The sequence below is a fragment of the Micromonospora sp. L31 genome, from assembly GCF_052068075.1.
Taxonomy (GTDB): domain Bacteria; phylum Actinomycetota; class Actinomycetes; order Mycobacteriales; family Micromonosporaceae; genus Micromonospora; species Micromonospora purpureochromogenes.
In genome coordinates this window covers 414,495-428,457 of sequence record NZ_JBQHDC010000005.1, presented here as the reverse complement: position 1 = coordinate 428,457, position 13,963 = coordinate 414,495, and the positions used below count along the sequence as shown (strand labels likewise).

Annotated in this window: 15 protein-coding genes; 9 read left to right on the top strand and 6 right to left on the bottom strand. The window is 73.8% G+C overall.

Going from position 1 to position 13,963, the window contains the following annotated elements; translation table 11 throughout:
• Positions 1 to 45: 45 nt before the first annotated feature.
• Positions 46 to 1,101, bottom strand: a complete 1,056-nt coding sequence (locus tag ACTMS9_RS17025; RefSeq protein ID WP_441165422.1) for a nitronate monooxygenase — start codon at positions 1,099 to 1,101, stop codon at positions 46 to 48.
• Between the two features lie 128 nt (positions 1,102 to 1,229).
• On the opposite strand from ACTMS9_RS17025, the gene ACTMS9_RS17020 reads away from it, so the two are divergent.
• Both ACTMS9_RS17020 and ACTMS9_RS17015 read left to right on the top strand, forming a co-directional pair.
• Entirely contained in the window at positions 1,230 to 1,739 is a 510-nt protein-coding gene (locus ACTMS9_RS17020) for a DinB family protein (RefSeq protein ID WP_441165421.1), read from the top strand.
• Between the two features lie 60 nt (positions 1,740 to 1,799).
• On the top strand, positions 1,800 to 2,546 hold the full coding sequence (locus tag ACTMS9_RS17015; RefSeq protein WP_441165420.1) for an ABC transporter permease: 747 nt from the start codon (positions 1,800 to 1,802) through the stop codon (positions 2,544 to 2,546).
• A gap of 63 nt (positions 2,547 to 2,609) precedes the next feature.
• On the opposite strand, the gene ACTMS9_RS17010 is transcribed toward ACTMS9_RS17015, so the two are convergent.
• A complete protein-coding gene (locus tag ACTMS9_RS17010; protein ID WP_441165419.1) occupies positions 2,610 to 3,314 on the bottom strand; it encodes a DUF4386 domain-containing protein in 705 nt (234 codons plus the stop codon).
• A gap of 130 nt (positions 3,315 to 3,444) precedes the next feature.
• Here ACTMS9_RS17010 and ACTMS9_RS17005 point away from each other — a divergent pair, with 130 nt between their 5' ends.
• Together ACTMS9_RS17005 and ACTMS9_RS17000 are read left to right on the top strand one after the other, a co-directional pair.
• Positions 3,445 to 4,155 carry a TetR/AcrR family transcriptional regulator C-terminal domain-containing protein gene (locus ACTMS9_RS17005; protein WP_441165418.1) on the top strand — a complete coding sequence of 237 codons (711 nt, stop codon included), beginning with the start codon at positions 3,445 to 3,447 and terminating at the stop codon, positions 4,153 to 4,155.
• Between the two features lie 200 nt (positions 4,156 to 4,355).
• On the top strand, positions 4,356 to 4,478 hold the full coding sequence (locus tag ACTMS9_RS17000; protein ID WP_210774610.1) for a 50S ribosomal protein L36: 123 nt from the start codon (positions 4,356 to 4,358) through the stop codon (positions 4,476 to 4,478).
• Between the two features lie 45 nt (positions 4,479 to 4,523).
• On the opposite strand, the gene ACTMS9_RS16995 is transcribed toward ACTMS9_RS17000, so the two are convergent.
• Both ACTMS9_RS16995 and ACTMS9_RS16990 read right to left on the bottom strand, forming a co-directional pair.
• Positions 4,524 to 5,624 (bottom strand): L-dopachrome tautomerase-related protein, encoded by a 1,101-nt coding sequence (locus ACTMS9_RS16995; RefSeq protein ID WP_441165417.1) that lies wholly within the window; start codon positions 5,622 to 5,624, stop codon positions 4,524 to 4,526.
• 206 nt (positions 5,625 to 5,830) lie between these two features.
• Positions 5,831 to 6,688 carry an SDR family oxidoreductase gene (locus ACTMS9_RS16990; protein ID WP_441165416.1) on the bottom strand — a complete coding sequence of 286 codons (858 nt, stop codon included), beginning with the start codon at positions 6,686 to 6,688 and terminating at the stop codon, positions 5,831 to 5,833.
• Positions 6,689 to 6,799: 111 nt separating this feature from the next.
• Here ACTMS9_RS16990 and ACTMS9_RS16985 point away from each other — a divergent pair, with 111 nt between their 5' ends.
• From ACTMS9_RS16985 to ACTMS9_RS16975, 3 genes are all read left to right on the top strand, one after another.
• Positions 6,800 to 7,234, top strand: a complete 435-nt coding sequence (locus ACTMS9_RS16985) for a winged helix-turn-helix transcriptional regulator (RefSeq protein ID WP_441147837.1) — start codon at positions 6,800 to 6,802, stop codon at positions 7,232 to 7,234.
• A 240-nt stretch (positions 7,235 to 7,474) separates the two neighbouring features.
• The gene (locus ACTMS9_RS16980) at positions 7,475 to 8,854 is read left to right on the top strand and encodes an NAD(P)/FAD-dependent oxidoreductase (RefSeq protein WP_441147839.1); all 1,380 of its coding nucleotides are present in this window, start codon (positions 7,475 to 7,477) and stop codon (positions 8,852 to 8,854) included.
• 39 nt (positions 8,855 to 8,893) lie between these two features.
• The gene (locus ACTMS9_RS16975) at positions 8,894 to 9,235 is read left to right on the top strand and encodes an MmcQ/YjbR family DNA-binding protein (RefSeq protein WP_441147841.1); all 342 of its coding nucleotides are present in this window, start codon (positions 8,894 to 8,896) and stop codon (positions 9,233 to 9,235) included.
• Between the two features lie 14 nt (positions 9,236 to 9,249).
• Here the strand turns inward: ACTMS9_RS16975 and ACTMS9_RS16970 are convergent, their stop codons facing one another.
• The gene (locus ACTMS9_RS16970) at positions 9,250 to 10,827 is read right to left on the bottom strand and encodes a Na+/H+ antiporter (RefSeq protein WP_441165415.1); all 1,578 of its coding nucleotides are present in this window, start codon (positions 10,825 to 10,827) and stop codon (positions 9,250 to 9,252) included.
• 270 nt (positions 10,828 to 11,097) lie between these two features.
• Positions 11,098 to 11,901, bottom strand: coding sequence for a hypothetical protein (locus tag ACTMS9_RS16965; protein WP_441165414.1), 804 nt, complete (start codon positions 11,899 to 11,901; stop codon positions 11,098 to 11,100).
• A 270-nt stretch (positions 11,902 to 12,171) separates the two neighbouring features.
• Here ACTMS9_RS16965 and ACTMS9_RS16960 point away from each other — a divergent pair, with 270 nt between their 5' ends.
• Together ACTMS9_RS16960 and ACTMS9_RS16955 are read left to right on the top strand one after the other, a co-directional pair.
• Positions 12,172 to 13,020 (top strand): mycofactocin-coupled SDR family oxidoreductase, encoded by an 849-nt coding sequence (locus ACTMS9_RS16960; protein ID WP_210774616.1) that lies wholly within the window; start codon positions 12,172 to 12,174, stop codon positions 13,018 to 13,020.
• Positions 13,021 to 13,175: 155 nt separating this feature from the next.
• Complete coding sequence (locus tag ACTMS9_RS16955; protein ID WP_334575458.1) at positions 13,176 to 13,922, top strand: TylF/MycF/NovP-related O-methyltransferase; 747 nt, start codon at positions 13,176 to 13,178, stop codon at positions 13,920 to 13,922.
• The last annotated feature ends 41 nt before the right edge of the window (positions 13,923 to 13,963 follow it).

Below are 13,963 nucleotides of genomic sequence, written 5' to 3'. Positions count from 1 at the left end.
GCGGCGCATCCCAATTCACGGCCCGCCCGGGAAGGCCGTGGCTGCTCAGCCCCAGGCGCCGGACCTCTCGACGGCCGCCGTGAGCGCGGCCCGGGCCCCCGCGGTCAGCTCGGCCACCAGATCACCCGCCGGAGTCTCCGTCGCCAGGGCATGCGCCTGACCGGCCCACAGGTTCGCCACCGAGGCGTCCCCGCTGCCCTTGGCGGCGGCCAGCAGCGGGCGGGTGAGGTGCAGCACCTGCGGGTAGCCGACGGGTGCCGACCCGTCGTGCCGGCGAAGGAAGTCGTTGACCACTCCCCGCGCCCGCTTCCCGGTGAACGCGCGGGTCAGCGCGGTCGGCGCGGTGCCGGACACCGCCGCCCGGTGCATCGGGGAGGTGCCCGCCTCCGGGCAGCGCAGGAAGGCCGTACCGACCTGGGCGGCGGCGGCACCGGCGGTCAGCACGGCCGCCACCCCGGCGCCGTCGGCGATGCCGCCGGCGGCCACCAGCGGCCGGTCGCAGCGGGCGGCGACCAGCCGGAGCAGGGACAGCACCCCGTAGTCGTCGTCGTCCGGCAGGCCACCGCGGTGCCCGCCGGCCTCGGTGCCCTGCACGACGACGGCGTCCACGCCGAGCCCGACCGCTTCGGAGGCGGCGTCGGGGCTGGTGACCGTGGCCCAGACCTCGGTGCCCCGCTCCCGCAGGGCGGCCACCGCCGCCCGGTCGGGCAGCCCGAACACGAAGGACACCACCGGCACCGGGTCCGCGAGCAGGGCGGCCAGCTTCTCCGGGTACGCGTCGTCGCCGCCGACCGGTTCGCCGAGCGTCACCCCGTGCCGCCGGGCCTCCGGGGCGAGCCGCTCGGCGTACGCCCGGACGGCGACCGCGTCGACCGCACCGCCGTTCGCGTCCGGCAGGAAGACGTTGACGCCGAACGGGCGGTCGGTGCGAGTACGGACCTCGGCCACGTCGGCGGCGAGCCGGTCCGCGCTGATCATCCCGGCGGCCAGGAAGCCCAGGCCGCCCGCGGCCGAGACGGCCGCCGCGAGGGCCGGTGTCGACGGGCCGCCGGCCATCGGCGCGGCGATGATCGGGCGGGGCAACACGGACAGCACGGACATCCACCCATCCTGCCGGATCGCCGTCGCTTCCAGCGGACGCCGCCCGAGTTCCGCCCACGCGCGGGAGTTCCGTCGCCGCCGGCCGCCGTGGGGTCCCCTCCCCGTGCTGGTGCCGTTAGCCTCAGCGGGTGGATCAATGCGACGAGTGCGGCTTCGACTACGCCGGCGTCGCCGCCGCCGACCTGCCGCGGCTCCTGGCCGCGGTCGGGGAGCGGTACGCGACCGCGCTGGGCGGGGTGGCGGACCTGCGGCGGCGACCGGCCGAGGGGGTGTGGTCGCCACTGGAGTACACCTGCCACGTCCGGGACGGGCTCCGGGTCCAGACCGATCGGCTGGTCCTGGCGCTCACCGTCAACCAGCCGGAGTTCACCCCGATGGGACGCGACGAACGGGCCGTCACCGACGCCTACAACGAACAGGACCCGACGCTGGTGCTCGCCGCGTTGGCCACCGCCGCGACCGACCTGGCGACCCGGTTCTCCGTACTCGACCAGGCGGACCTCGCCCGCACCGGCGTCTACCCGTGGCCGGAACCCCGGGCCCGGACGCTGCTCTGGCTCGGCCAGCACACGATCCACGAAATCGAACACCACCTGCTGGACATCACCCGCGCCTCCGGCGCCGAAGCCGCCCGCTGACCCGGCGCCGCGGGTGGGCGGTGCCGCGCGGAGCGCGCGAGGTCGCGGGAGACTGACCCGATGTCCTCGACGATGCTGGTGGTCGGCCCGAAGCTGGCGGTGACCCTGGTCGTGCTGACCGCCGTGGCGGCGGCCGTGGCCACCGTCGGCCGGCTCGGGCACGGCCGCCAGATCGCGGTCGCCGCCGTCCGCGCGGCGGTCCAGTTGGCGGCGGTGTCGCTGCTGATCGCCGCCCTCGTGGCGTCGCTGTGGGCCACCGCCGCCTTCGTGGTCGTGATGTGCGTGGTCGCAGCGGGCACCTCCGGCCGGCGGATCACCGGCGGGGCGCGCGGATGGTGGGCCGTCGTGCCGATCGTGGCCGGCAGCCTCTCCGTCGTGCTGGGTCTGCTGCTGGCGGGCCTGGTGCCGGCGCGCGGGATCGCGGTCATCCCGGTCGCCGGGATCCTGATCGGCGGCGCGATGACCGCCACCTCGTTGGCCGGCCGGCGGGCCCTGGACGAGCTGACCGGCCGCCGGGGCGAGGTGGAGGCGGCCCTGGCGCTGGGCATGCTGCCCCGCGACGCGGTGCTGCTGGTCTGCCGTCCGGCGGCCGGCCAGGCGTTGATCCCGGCGCTGGACCAGACCCGCACGGTGGGCCTGGTGACCCTGCCCGGCGCCTTCGTCGGGATGCTGCTCGGCGGGGCGGGTCCGCTCGCCGCTGGGATCACCCAGCTGGTCGTCCTGGTCGGGTTGCTGGCGGTGGAGGCGGTCGCGGTGGTGCTGACCGTCGAGCTGGTGGCCCGTGGGCGGCTGCGTCCGACGCCGTGACCGGCCGGTGCCGGTGCCGCGGCTGCCGGCCGGCGATCCCCGGCACCACCGCGGCCGGACCGCTCACCCGGCCGACAGTTCGGCGCGTACCGGGCCCGTCGGGACGTCGCCGCCGGACGCGGCGGCCGGCGCGAAGCCGCGGAGGATGAGGTACCCGGCGAGGCTGAGCTCCCACGCGAACACAGGCAGCGCGGCGAGCGAGCCCCAGGTGGAGACCTGGTCGTAGAGCCCGAACAGCACGGCGGTCGCCGAGGCGCAGATGAGCGGCCCGCCGACCAGCCCGAGCACGGTGATGGACCGGGGCACCATTCGCGACCGGTACAGCAGGAGGGCGAGCAGCAGGCTGTTGGCCCCGAGCGCGACGTTGGGATCGAGCAGGAACGCCCAGTCGTGGAGGGCGACGAGTGCCCGGGCGGCGGTGACGAGTGAGGCGTCGTCGGCGCCGGCCGTCCCGGCGACGTCCCGGCGGAGCGTCACCACCGCCAGGACGCTGAGGATGCCCACGACGATGACGACCGCCTCCAAAACGCGTACGCAGAGGTAGCCGAGAGCGGCGGCGTGGTGCTGCCGCCTGACGACCGGGTAGAGCGTGACCGCCGTGCCGACGATGGCGCCGACCAGGATCAGCTCGAAGAGGCCGCCGAGCAGCACCCGAGGGTCGGCGCCCGCCCCGAGGACGTAGTCGACGTCGGTGAGCACGGGGCGGTAGAGCACCAGCCCCGCGATCGCGGCGATCTCGGTGATCAGGAAGAACAGTCCCGCGGTCACCGCGGTCCTTCTCGTGGGGCTCATGTCGACTCCTGTCCGCGACGGTCAGGTGTACGCCGTACACCTGAGTACGCACGGACTCTAGGTGTACGCTGTACACCTGTCAAGCGGGAGTGGAAAGGGCGAGCCGGTGACCGAGCAGAGCGAGGCCGGGCGTCGCCCGCTGAACACCGAGCGGGTGCTGCGCGCCGCCGTCGCGCTCGCCGACACCACCGGGATCGACTCGCTCAGCATGCGCCGGCTCGCGCAGGAACTCGGCGTCGTCCCGATGGCGCTCTACAAGCACGTCGCGAACAAGGAAGAGCTGCTGGACGGCATGGCCGACGTGGTCGTCGGGGAGATCGACCCGCCGGACCCCGACGTCGACTGGAAGAGCGGCGTCCGGCAGCGGATCCTGTCCGCCCGACAGGCACTCCTGCGTCACCCGTGGGCGTCGCGGGTGATCGAGTCACGTACCAGGCCGACGCCGGCCACCCTGGCGTACCTGGACTCGATGATCGGGATGTTCCGGGCCGGCGGTCTCTCCGTCGACCTCACGCACCACGTGATGCACGCGCTCGGGAGCCGCGTCCTCGGATTCAGCCAGGAGCTGTTCAACGACGGCGGGCCGGGCCCCGACCCGGGCACGCAGGCGGCCGCGTTGCGGGAGATGTCCCGCAGGTACCCCCACATCGCGGAGGTCGCCTCGCGAGCCGACCACGACGGGCGGTCCGTCGTCGGTCCCGGCTGTGACGACCAGTTCGAGTTCGAGTTCGCTCTCGACCTCCTGCTGGACGGGTTCGACCGACTACGGCGGAAGGGGTGGACCTCCACCACCCAGCGGAGCCACCACCGGTCGTAGCCGCGCGCCGAGGTAGCGCCCGGTCACCCCGGGCGGCCCGTCAGGCCCGCACCCGGCCGCGGCCCGCCGCGGGTATGGCGAATGCCCGCTGCCGGGTCGGGTACACCAGCCGCGGTGTGCCGACGGCCCGGGGCCGCCTCGTGCCGGCCGACCGTCCACCGATCACGGCTGCGCGTCACCACAGGAAGGGATGGCTCGGGATGAAGGTCAGAAGCTCCCTGCGGTCGTTGAAGCGGAAGGCGAACTCGATCGTGGTCCGCCGCCGAGGCAAGCTGTTCGTGCTCAACAAGGCAGACCCGCGCCAGAAGGCGCGGCAGGGCTGAGCGGCGGCCCCGCGCGGCGCGGGGCCCGCCCGCGCGCCCCCGGCGTCAGCGCAGCAGCACCGGTCCGGCGTCGATCCGGGTCCGGAACAGGGCGTACGGCTTGCGCCGCAGGTCCTGGCCACGCTGGTACGTCGGCTGGCGGTGCAGTTGGTTGGCGGTCACGTAGAGGTACCCGTCGGTGGCGACCGACATCGTGTCGGGCCAGAGCAGCCGGGGATCGTGGACCAGCGTCTCGTACTCGCCGTCGGCGCGGCGGCGCAGCACCGCGTTGTGCTCGTACGAGGTGAGGTAGAGCCGGCCGGCGTCGTCGGACTCCAGCCCGTCGCAGCCGCCGCCCTTGTCGCCCTCGTGGGCCACGGACGCGGCGACCAGGCCGTCGTCGACCGCCGGGTTGGCGAGTGCGTCGGTGGACACGCTGTACCAGTGCCGCGAGGCGAGCGGGCAGTAGTACAGCCGGGCGCCGTCGTGTGAGATGGCGATGCCGTCCGAGCCGATCGCGATCGGCTTCGGCGGGCCGTCGGCGGGGCGTTCCAGCAGCGGTCGGCCCTCGACCACCGGCCGGAACGTCGCCAGCGGCTCGGCCTTGGTGGACGGGTGGTCGTGCAGCCGTCGCCAGGACGCCCCGGAGGCCAGGTCCACCACGATGATCCCGTTCGGGCCGGAGTCGGAGGAGTCGGTGATGTAGGCGGTGCCGGCCTCGCCGCGCCGCAGGTCGAAGCGCACGTCGTTGAGGTACGTCGTGGGCAGCGCCACGTCGGTCGGGAAGGTGATGACCTGGCCGACGCTGTCGGTGTCCAGGTCCACCCGGACCAGCTTCGGCCCGCCGGGGACGGTGGGTCGGAACATCGGGCTGCCGGTGTCGAGCACCCAGAGCCGGTCGGCGGGGTCGACCACGATGCTCTGCACCGACACGAACGCCGTCGCGTCGTCGTTGCCGGACGGGCTGTTCCACCGCTGGTCCGGGAAGGGCACCTCCGCGCCGTCGCGCAGTTCGACCACCGTCGCCGGCACCTCGTCGCCCCACTGGGGGAAGTTGACGAAGACGCGGCCGGTGTGCGAGACGCTGACCCCGGTCGGCATCGGCCCGGTGAAGCGATGCACGAGTTCCAGCTCACCGAGCGGCTCGTCGGGCACCGGCCCGGTCACGACGTGCTCCGTCGCGTCCGCCCGCTCGCTCGCGCCGCGAGGGTGCGCGGGCACCGGTGGACCAGGTCCTCCATCGACGTCATCTCCGTTCGGCAGGTGGAGGTCGGTCCTTCCCGCCGCCCACCGCCGCAAACGCCCGAACCACGACGTGCTCGGCGCGGGCGCCGGTGGCCCGGGGCGCACCCTGGCCACCGGCGCCGAGGGGATCAGCCCTTGAGCGCCACCGCGACCGCGTCGGCGAGGGTGGTGCTGGGACGGCCGGCGAGGCGGCGCAGGTCACCGCTGTCGGTGGTCAGCTCGCCCCGGGCGATGCCCCGGTCGCACTCGGCCAGGGTGGCCGCGTACGGCTCCGGCAGGCCGGCGGCGACCAGTGCCGTCGCGTACTCCTCGGCCGGCAGGTCGCGGTAGACCACCTCGGTGCCGCTCTGCCGGGAGATCTCGGCGGCGAGTTCGGCCATGGTGAACGGCTCGTCGCCGCCCAGCTCGTAGACCGCGTTCTGGTGGCCGTCGTCGGCCAGGACGGCGGCGGCAGCGGCGGCGTAGTCGGCCCGGGTGGCGGCGGCGACCCGGCCGTCACCGGCGCTGCCGAGGACCGCGCCGTGCTGGAGCGTGGCGGCCAGGTTGCCGGTGTAGTTCTCGGTGTACCAGCCGTTGCGCAGCAGCGCGTACGGCAGGCCGGAGGCCCGGATCAGCTCCTCGGTCGCCTGGTGCTCGGCGGCGAGCGGGAAGGTGGCGGTGTCTGCCTTCAGGACACTGGTGTACGCGATCAGGCGTACCCCGGCGGCCACGGCGGCGTCGACGACGGCGCGGTGCTGCGCCACCCGCCGCCCGACCTCGTTGGCCGAGACGAGCAGGAGGCGGTCGGCGCCGGCGAGGGCACCGGTCAGGGTCTCGGGGCGGTCGTAGTCGGCCTCCCGTACGAGCACGCCCCGGGCCGCCAGGTCGGCGGCGTTCTCCGGGTTGCGGACCGCGGCGACGATCTGCTGGGCGGGAACGCCCCGGTCGAGCAGTTCGGTGACGACGAGGCGGCCGAGCAGGCCGGTGGCTCCGGTTACGACGATCATGGTCACTCCTCGGGATGACGGGTCCCTCGAAGCATGCACTAACTCTGGGAAAGTGCCAACCCGTAGGTAAGTGCGGTGGATCGGAGGGTGTCGGCCGGGTACGGTCGAGCCATGACTGCTCCCCTCACCAACCCTGCCGGAGCGGACGCCAGGGACGCCGACGACCAGCTCGTCGCGGACGTCTTCGCCCGCGGCTGCGGCTCGCGTCGCACGCTGGAGAACATCGCCGGCAAGTGGGGGATCCTGGCTCTCTCCGCGCTGCACGAGGGCGCGTACCGGTTCAACGCGCTGCGCCGCCGCGTCGACGGGGTCAGCGAGAAGATGCTGTCCCAGACGCTCCAGGCGCTGGAGCGGGACGGCCTGGTGCGGCGGGACGTGCAGACGACCATCCCGCCGCACGTCGAGTACAGCCTCACCCCGCTCGGCGCCCGGGTGGCCGAGCGGCTGATCGGGCTGATCGAGCTGGTCGAGAGCGAGCTGGGCACCGTGCTGGCGGCCCAGGCCGAGTACGACCGGGCGGCGGCGGACCGAAACCGGCGGAGGTAGGCCCGGTCGCGGAAGCGCGGGGTGGGGGGTTTCATCCGTTTGCGGCGACCGCGTCGGAATGGCGACGGGAGGCCGGCGGGCGGCCGGGCGGTTAGATTCGCCGGCGAGGCTCACCGCAGAGCCAATCCCCTCGGCCTGCCCCGTCGATGCCCGCAGCCCGGTCTCCCCTCGCACCCGCGAGGACGCCCGGCCGCGCGCCACGACGCCGGCACCCGGACCGCCGCCCCCCGGGAGGTCGTGATGTACCAGTCGCCCGCGCGCGTCTTCGCCCGGCTCGGCGCCACCGGGCCGGTGCCGGCGCCATCGTTGATCATGGGCCGGGCCGTGGTGCTCGGCGCGAGCGTGGCCGGGCTGTTGGCGGCCCGGGTGCTCGCCGAGCACGCCGAGAGCGTGCTCGTGGTGGACCGGGACGAGCTGGGCGCGGGCACCGGACACCGGGCCGGTGTGCCGCACGGCACTCAGATGCACGTCCTGCTGCCGGCGGGCCGGGACCAGATCGACCGGTGGTTCCCCGGCTTCTCCCGCCAGGCCGTGGCCGAGGGTGCCGTCCTGCTTCCCGCCGCCGCCCGCCGCAGCTACCTCGACGGCCGGCGCAAGGTCCCGGGCTCGGACGTCGACATGATCGCGGCGAGCCGGCCCTTCCTGGAGGAGCTGCTCCGCCGCCGCACGTTGGCGCTGCCCAACGTGACCCTGCTGCCCGGACGCGTCACCGGACTGGACTTCGCCGGCACCGCGGTCACCGGGGTACGGCACGAGAGCGCCACCGGCCCGGTCGTCACGCCCGCCGACTTCGTGGTGGACGCCACCGGCCGGTCGAGCCGCCTCGGCGACTGGCTGGAGCAGGGCGGGTGGGAACGCCCCCCGATGCGCCGGATGGCGATCAACCTGCACTACGCGACCGCCACGTTCCGGCGTACCGAAGAGCACCCGGTGCCGGTCGCGGTGCTGGCCGGCTGCACCGCCGCGGCGGGCGGCGACCTCGCCGGCGCCGCCTTCTCCGCCATCGAGGGCGACCGGTGGATCGTGATGCTCGGCAGCTACGGCGGGGACCGGCCCGGCCGCGACGCGGACGACCTCGTCCGCCGGTGCCGGGAGGACTTTCCCCCGGAGTTCGCCCGGGTGGTGGCCAACGAGATGCTCGGGACGGTCCGCACCTACCGGCAGGCCGACAGCCGGCGCCGGGACTTCCACCGCCTGCGCCGGCTGCCGGCCCGGCTGGTCGCGGTCGGTGACGCGGTCTCCTCGTTCAACCCGATCTACGGGCAGGGCATGTCGTCGGCGGCCCTGCACGCCTCCTGCCTCTCGGAGTACCTCCGCTCCGGCGCCGATCTGCGCCGGCCGGCCCGGGAGTTCCTCGCGTTGCAGCGGGTCGTGGTCGACGCGGCCTGGGGGATGTCCACCTCCGCCGACCTGGCCCGCCCGTCGGTGCCCGGCCCCCGCCCGCCGGGACACCGGATCTCCCGATGGGTGGCCGACCAGATCACCGCCGCGTCGGTGACCGACCCGGTGACCGCCCGGCGCTTCGACGCCGTCGTCGAGATGCGCCGCCACCCGAACGCGCTCGCCGCCCCCCGCACCCTGCTGCGGGCCGTGCGGGTCAACCAGGCCCGGGGGCGCTGAGCCTTCGGGGATGTCGGCCCCCGCCGCTACGGTCGGCGCATGGTCACCGTCGCCGACGTACGGTCGCTGGCACTGACGTTGCCGCGCACCACCGAGCACCTGATCCGCGACCGGGTGAAGTTCCGGGTGGGCGCCATCGTCTACGTCGCGTTCTCCTGCGACGAGACGACGATGGGCTTCGGCTACCCGAAGGAGGAACGCGACGGGCTCGTCGCCGCCGAGCCGGACGTGTTCTTCCTGCCAGGCGCGTCCGACCTGCGTTTCCACTGGGTCTGCTGCCGACTCGACCGGCTCGACCACGACCAGATGACCGAGCTGGTGACCGAGGCGTGGCGGATGGTCGTGCCGAAGTTCCTGGCGCGCCAACGGCTCGGTGCCTGACGCCGGCCGGCGCGTCATTCGCTGGTGCTCGGCCCCAGCAGCCGGATCTCCTCGATGTCCAGGGCGGCCTGCACCTCCCGCTGCACGGCGTCGTCGATCTCGTTGTTGTCGCGCAGCCGGTTGATCTCGCGGCGCTTGTGGTCGAGCAGTTGGAGCCGGAGGCGGCGGTCGCGCTCCCGCGCCTCGGCGGCCTCGTCCCCGGTCTCGGCGGTGCGCATGTCGTCGAGGTGCTGCTCGTAGTCGGTGCGGAGCCGGTGGACCGCGTCGGGGTCGACACCGATTCTGGCGGCGACCTCGGGCAGCGCGGCCAGGCCGGCCCTGGTGGCCGCCGTCCGGGCCTGCCGGACCTCCTCCTCCTGCTCAGTGTCGCCCCTGAGCCGCGCCCAGTTGAGCACGGCCGGCAGCGTGGTGCCCTGGATCAGGATCGTCAGCAGGATGACCATCGCGGTGCAGAAGATGATCAGGTCACGTTCGGCGACCGGGGCCCCCGAGGCGGTCGTCGTCGGCACCGCGAGCGCCGCCGCGAGGGACACCGCGCCACGGAATCCCGCCCACCCGGCCGCAGTGCGCACCCGCCAGCCAATCGGGCCCCGGCGCTGCCTTTTACGCCGTTCGACGAGTTCCAGGCCGAACCCGGCAATCTGCACCATCACCATCCGGGTCACCACCACCACGGCCGCCGCCACCGCCCCGATGGCCAACGCCTGCGTGGTCGAGGTGCTGGTGATGCTCTCCGCCGCCCGGGGGATCTGCATGCCGAGCAGGACGAACAACGAACCGTTGATCAGGAATGTGGAGAGGTCCCAGAAGGCGTAGGCCAGCACTCGGGAGCGGGCCCGGATCACGCGGGGCCCGTAGTAGGACAGGATGAGACCGGCGACCACCACGGCCAGCACGCCACTGGCATGGACGAGTTCCGCGAGCAGGAACGCGAGGAACGGGGTCAGCACGCTCAGCGCGCCCTCGCGCAGCGGGTCGTCGAGGCGTAGGCGGATCGCGATCACAATCCCGCCGGCCAGCAGGCCGGCGGCGATCCCGCCCCCGGCCGCGCCGCCGAACTCACCGAGCAGGGATGGTGCGCTCGGCCAGGCGCCGCCGACGATCAGTCCGACCGTGACGGCGAAGAGCACCAGCGCGGTGCCGTCGTTGATCAGGCTCTCCGCGCGCAACGTCGTCAGGAGCCTGCGGGGCATCCGCTTGGCCAGGCCGGCGACCGCCGCAGCGTCGGTCGGCGCGAGCACCGCGCCCAGCACCCACGCCGCGGCCGGTTCCACCCCGAGCTGCTGTACGGCCAGGGACACCGCGACCATCGTGATCCCCACCAGCACCACGGCGAGCAACGCGATCGCCGGCAGGTTCGCCCGGATCTCGCGGATGCTGACGACCAGGCTCTCCCGGTAGAGGATCGCCGGCAGGAAGAGCAGCAGCACCACCTCCGGCTCCAGCACGACGTGGGACAGCGGTGGGAGCAGCGCGAGCAGCGCACCCATGGTGATCAGCAGGACCGGCGGGGCCACACTGTAGCGGCCACCGAGGGTGGTGCCGACCAGCACCGTGGCGGCCAGGACCACGATCAGGAACAGCGCCTCCACGTCACCCCTTCCGCCGGCGGCGGTCGGCACGCCGCCGCCGCGGGGCGTCGTCCCGACCGGTTCCGGGCCGACGGCCGCCGCCCGCCCCGTGCGGCCGGGGGCGGGCCCGCCGGTCGCCGGCCACCCCGAACATCGTGATACGGCCGGTGGCCGGCGCGGGCCGGAACGATCGATCCGGCCCGCGCCCGACGCGACGGCGGGGACCGGATCAGCGACCTGCCCTCGGGCCGCGCGCCTTCGTCGTCGGGACGTCGACGTTCGGGTGGATCGTCATGGTGCGTCCGGCGCCGGGAGGTCGCGCTGCGACGGAGGCGGGGGCGGGACGTCCAGCAGCCACCGGACGGCCTCGCCGATCACCGGGTCCACCGGGAACCGCTCCGCCAGCCAGCCGAACACCGCCCGCGCCGCCTCGCGGTTGCGCGCGTATCCCGGGACCATCGCGGCCAGCGGCAGGACCTCCGGCGGGTACGCCTGCTCGACGCGCCGGCTGGCGTCGAACGGGTCGCGCCGGTGCCCCGCACCGGCCCCGGTGAGGCCCAGCAGCGCGATCACCCGGTCCACCGCGTACGACTGGATGAAGCGGGCCGCGGTGAGCCGTTCGCCGCGCAACTCCCGGTGCAGGCCGACGTAGAGGTTGGTCAGCGCCTCGTTGAGGTGGAACTCCACCGTGTCGTACGCCGGCCCGCCCGGTGCCCGGCCGCACTCGGCCAGGGTGGCGGGCGCGTCGTCCCGCTGCCAGACGACGCGGGCGCCGGTGAACGGCAACCGCGCCAGCTCCGCGACGGTGAACACCGCGTACTCGACGAAGATCCCGTCGGCGTAGAGCGCCTTGCGGCCGTTGCGCTCGTTGGCGAAGCTGTACGCCACCGGGCACGGCGCCGCCAGCCAGCCGATCTCCTCGACGTAGCGGGGCACCGCGTCGTCGGCGACCACGACGAAGAAGTCCAGGTCGGAGTGCTCGTCCAGGCGGTCGTACGCCACCCCGGCCGAGCCGAGGCCGAGCAGCGCCACGGCATCGGGGCGGGTGCGCAGGTGGGCGGCGAGGTCGTCGAGCCGCCGCAGCATCGGGTGCATGCCGTCGTCCCTTCGGCGAAGAGTCGACGTTTCAGCCCGGACGGCCCTGATCGCCGCCGGGGTCGCGACACCGGTGCCGCCCATTCTGTGCCCCGCCGGCCGCGTCCTTCAAGGGACCAGTAGGGGTCGGAAGGGGTTCAGAGGAGTCCCGTACCTGATTAGCGTCGGCCCCGAGCGGGCCACCGTACGCGAGAAACCACCGCCGCACGCGGCGCTGCTCCCGGTCGGTCTCGACTCACCTTTCACGCGATCCGGCAGAGGGAGACCCACATGGGGCGGGCGGAGAACAAGGTCGTCGTCATCACGGGCGCGGCCCGTGGTCAGGGGCGCAGCCACGCGGTCCGGCTGGCCGAGGAGGGCGCCGACATCATCGCGATCGACATCTGCAGGGACATCGACTCGGCCGGCTACGGCATGGCCGGCAACGAGGACCTGGAGGAGACGGCGCGCCTGGTCAAGGAGGCCGGCCGCCGGGTGGTCGTCCGGCACGCGGACGTCCGCGACTACGGCGCGCTGCGCGCGGCCATCGACGAGGGCGTCGCCGAGCTGGGGAAGATCGACGTCCTGATTCCGAACGCCGGCATCCTGCCGATGGGGCCGGACCAGCCGATCACCGCCTTCACCGGCACCATCGACGTCAACCTCGCCGGGGTGCTGAACACCGTGCACGCCGCGCTGCCGCACTTCAACGAGGGCGTGTCGGTCATCATCGTCGGCTCGATCGCGAGTTTCCTGCCGCCGATGCCCTCCGACGTGATGGCCGGCGCCGGGTACGCCGGGTACCGGTTCGCCAAGCACGTCCTGGTCGACTACGTGAAGGCGCTGGCGCTGCAGCTCGCGCCGACCAGCGGGCGGGTCAACTCGGTCCACCCGACCACGGTGGACACCGACATGGCGTTCAACAAGGGAATGTTCCAGACCTACCGGCCGGACCTCGACGACCCCACCGTCGAGGACGTCGCGCCGATCCTCAGCGCCATCCACGCCATGCCGATCTCGCACGTGACCCAGGCCGACGTGACGCACGCCGTGGTCTACCTGGCCTCCGACGAGTCGCGCTACGTCACCGGCAGCCAGATCAAGATCGACGGTGGCGCGTTGGCCATGCAGCACCTCTGACGTCGTCCCGCCGTATCCGTACGGCGGGGTGGTGGACGCACCGGCGGTCGGGCCGTGCCGGATGCGGCGCGGCCCGACCGGCGTCCGGCAGGGCAACCAAGGACCGATCGACAGCGGCGTCGGCACGCGCGCCAGCCGCGGAAGAGGACGGACAGATGACCGACACGGGAGTCACGCTCTACCTTGAGCTGATCAAGAAGGTGATCGCCAACGAGATCTACACCGACAACGCCGCTCCCTGGTGGACGGGGGCCGAGGGCGCCGCGGTGCCCGAGGGGGGCCTTCCGGGCACCTCCGCCGCGCACACGCTGGTCGGTCTCGAGGGTCTGGACAACGTGCAGGAGTGCGTCGAGCGGGTGCTGGCCGACGGGATCCCCGGGGACCTGGTCGAGACCGGGGTGTGGCGCGGCGGTGTGACCATCCTGATGCGCGCCATCCTCAAGGCGCACGGCGTCACCGACCGGCGCGTCTGGGCCGCCGACTCCTTCGAGGGCGTGCCCGAGGCGGGGGAGGGCAGCCACCCGCTGGACCAGGAGATGGCGCTGCACAACCTGAACAGCATGCTCAGCGTCTCGGCGGACGCGGTCCGGGCCAACTTCAAGGCGTACGACCTGCTCGACGAGCAGGTGGAGTTCCTGGAGGGGTGGTTCAAGGACACCCTGCCGGCGGCGCCGATCTCCTCGATCGCCGTGCTCCGCCTCGACGGCGACCTGTACGAGTCGACCCGGGAGGCGCTGATCCCGCTCTACCCCAAGCTCTCCGTGGGCGGGTTCATCATCATCGACGACTACAACATGGAGCCCTGCCGGGCGGCGGTGCACGAGTACCGCGACGAGCACGGGATCACCGACGAGATCCGGCCGGTGGACAACGGCGGGGTGTTCTGGCGCAGGACGGCCTGAGCCCGCGTACGCCGACAGGGCGCCGCCTCCCGACGGAGGCG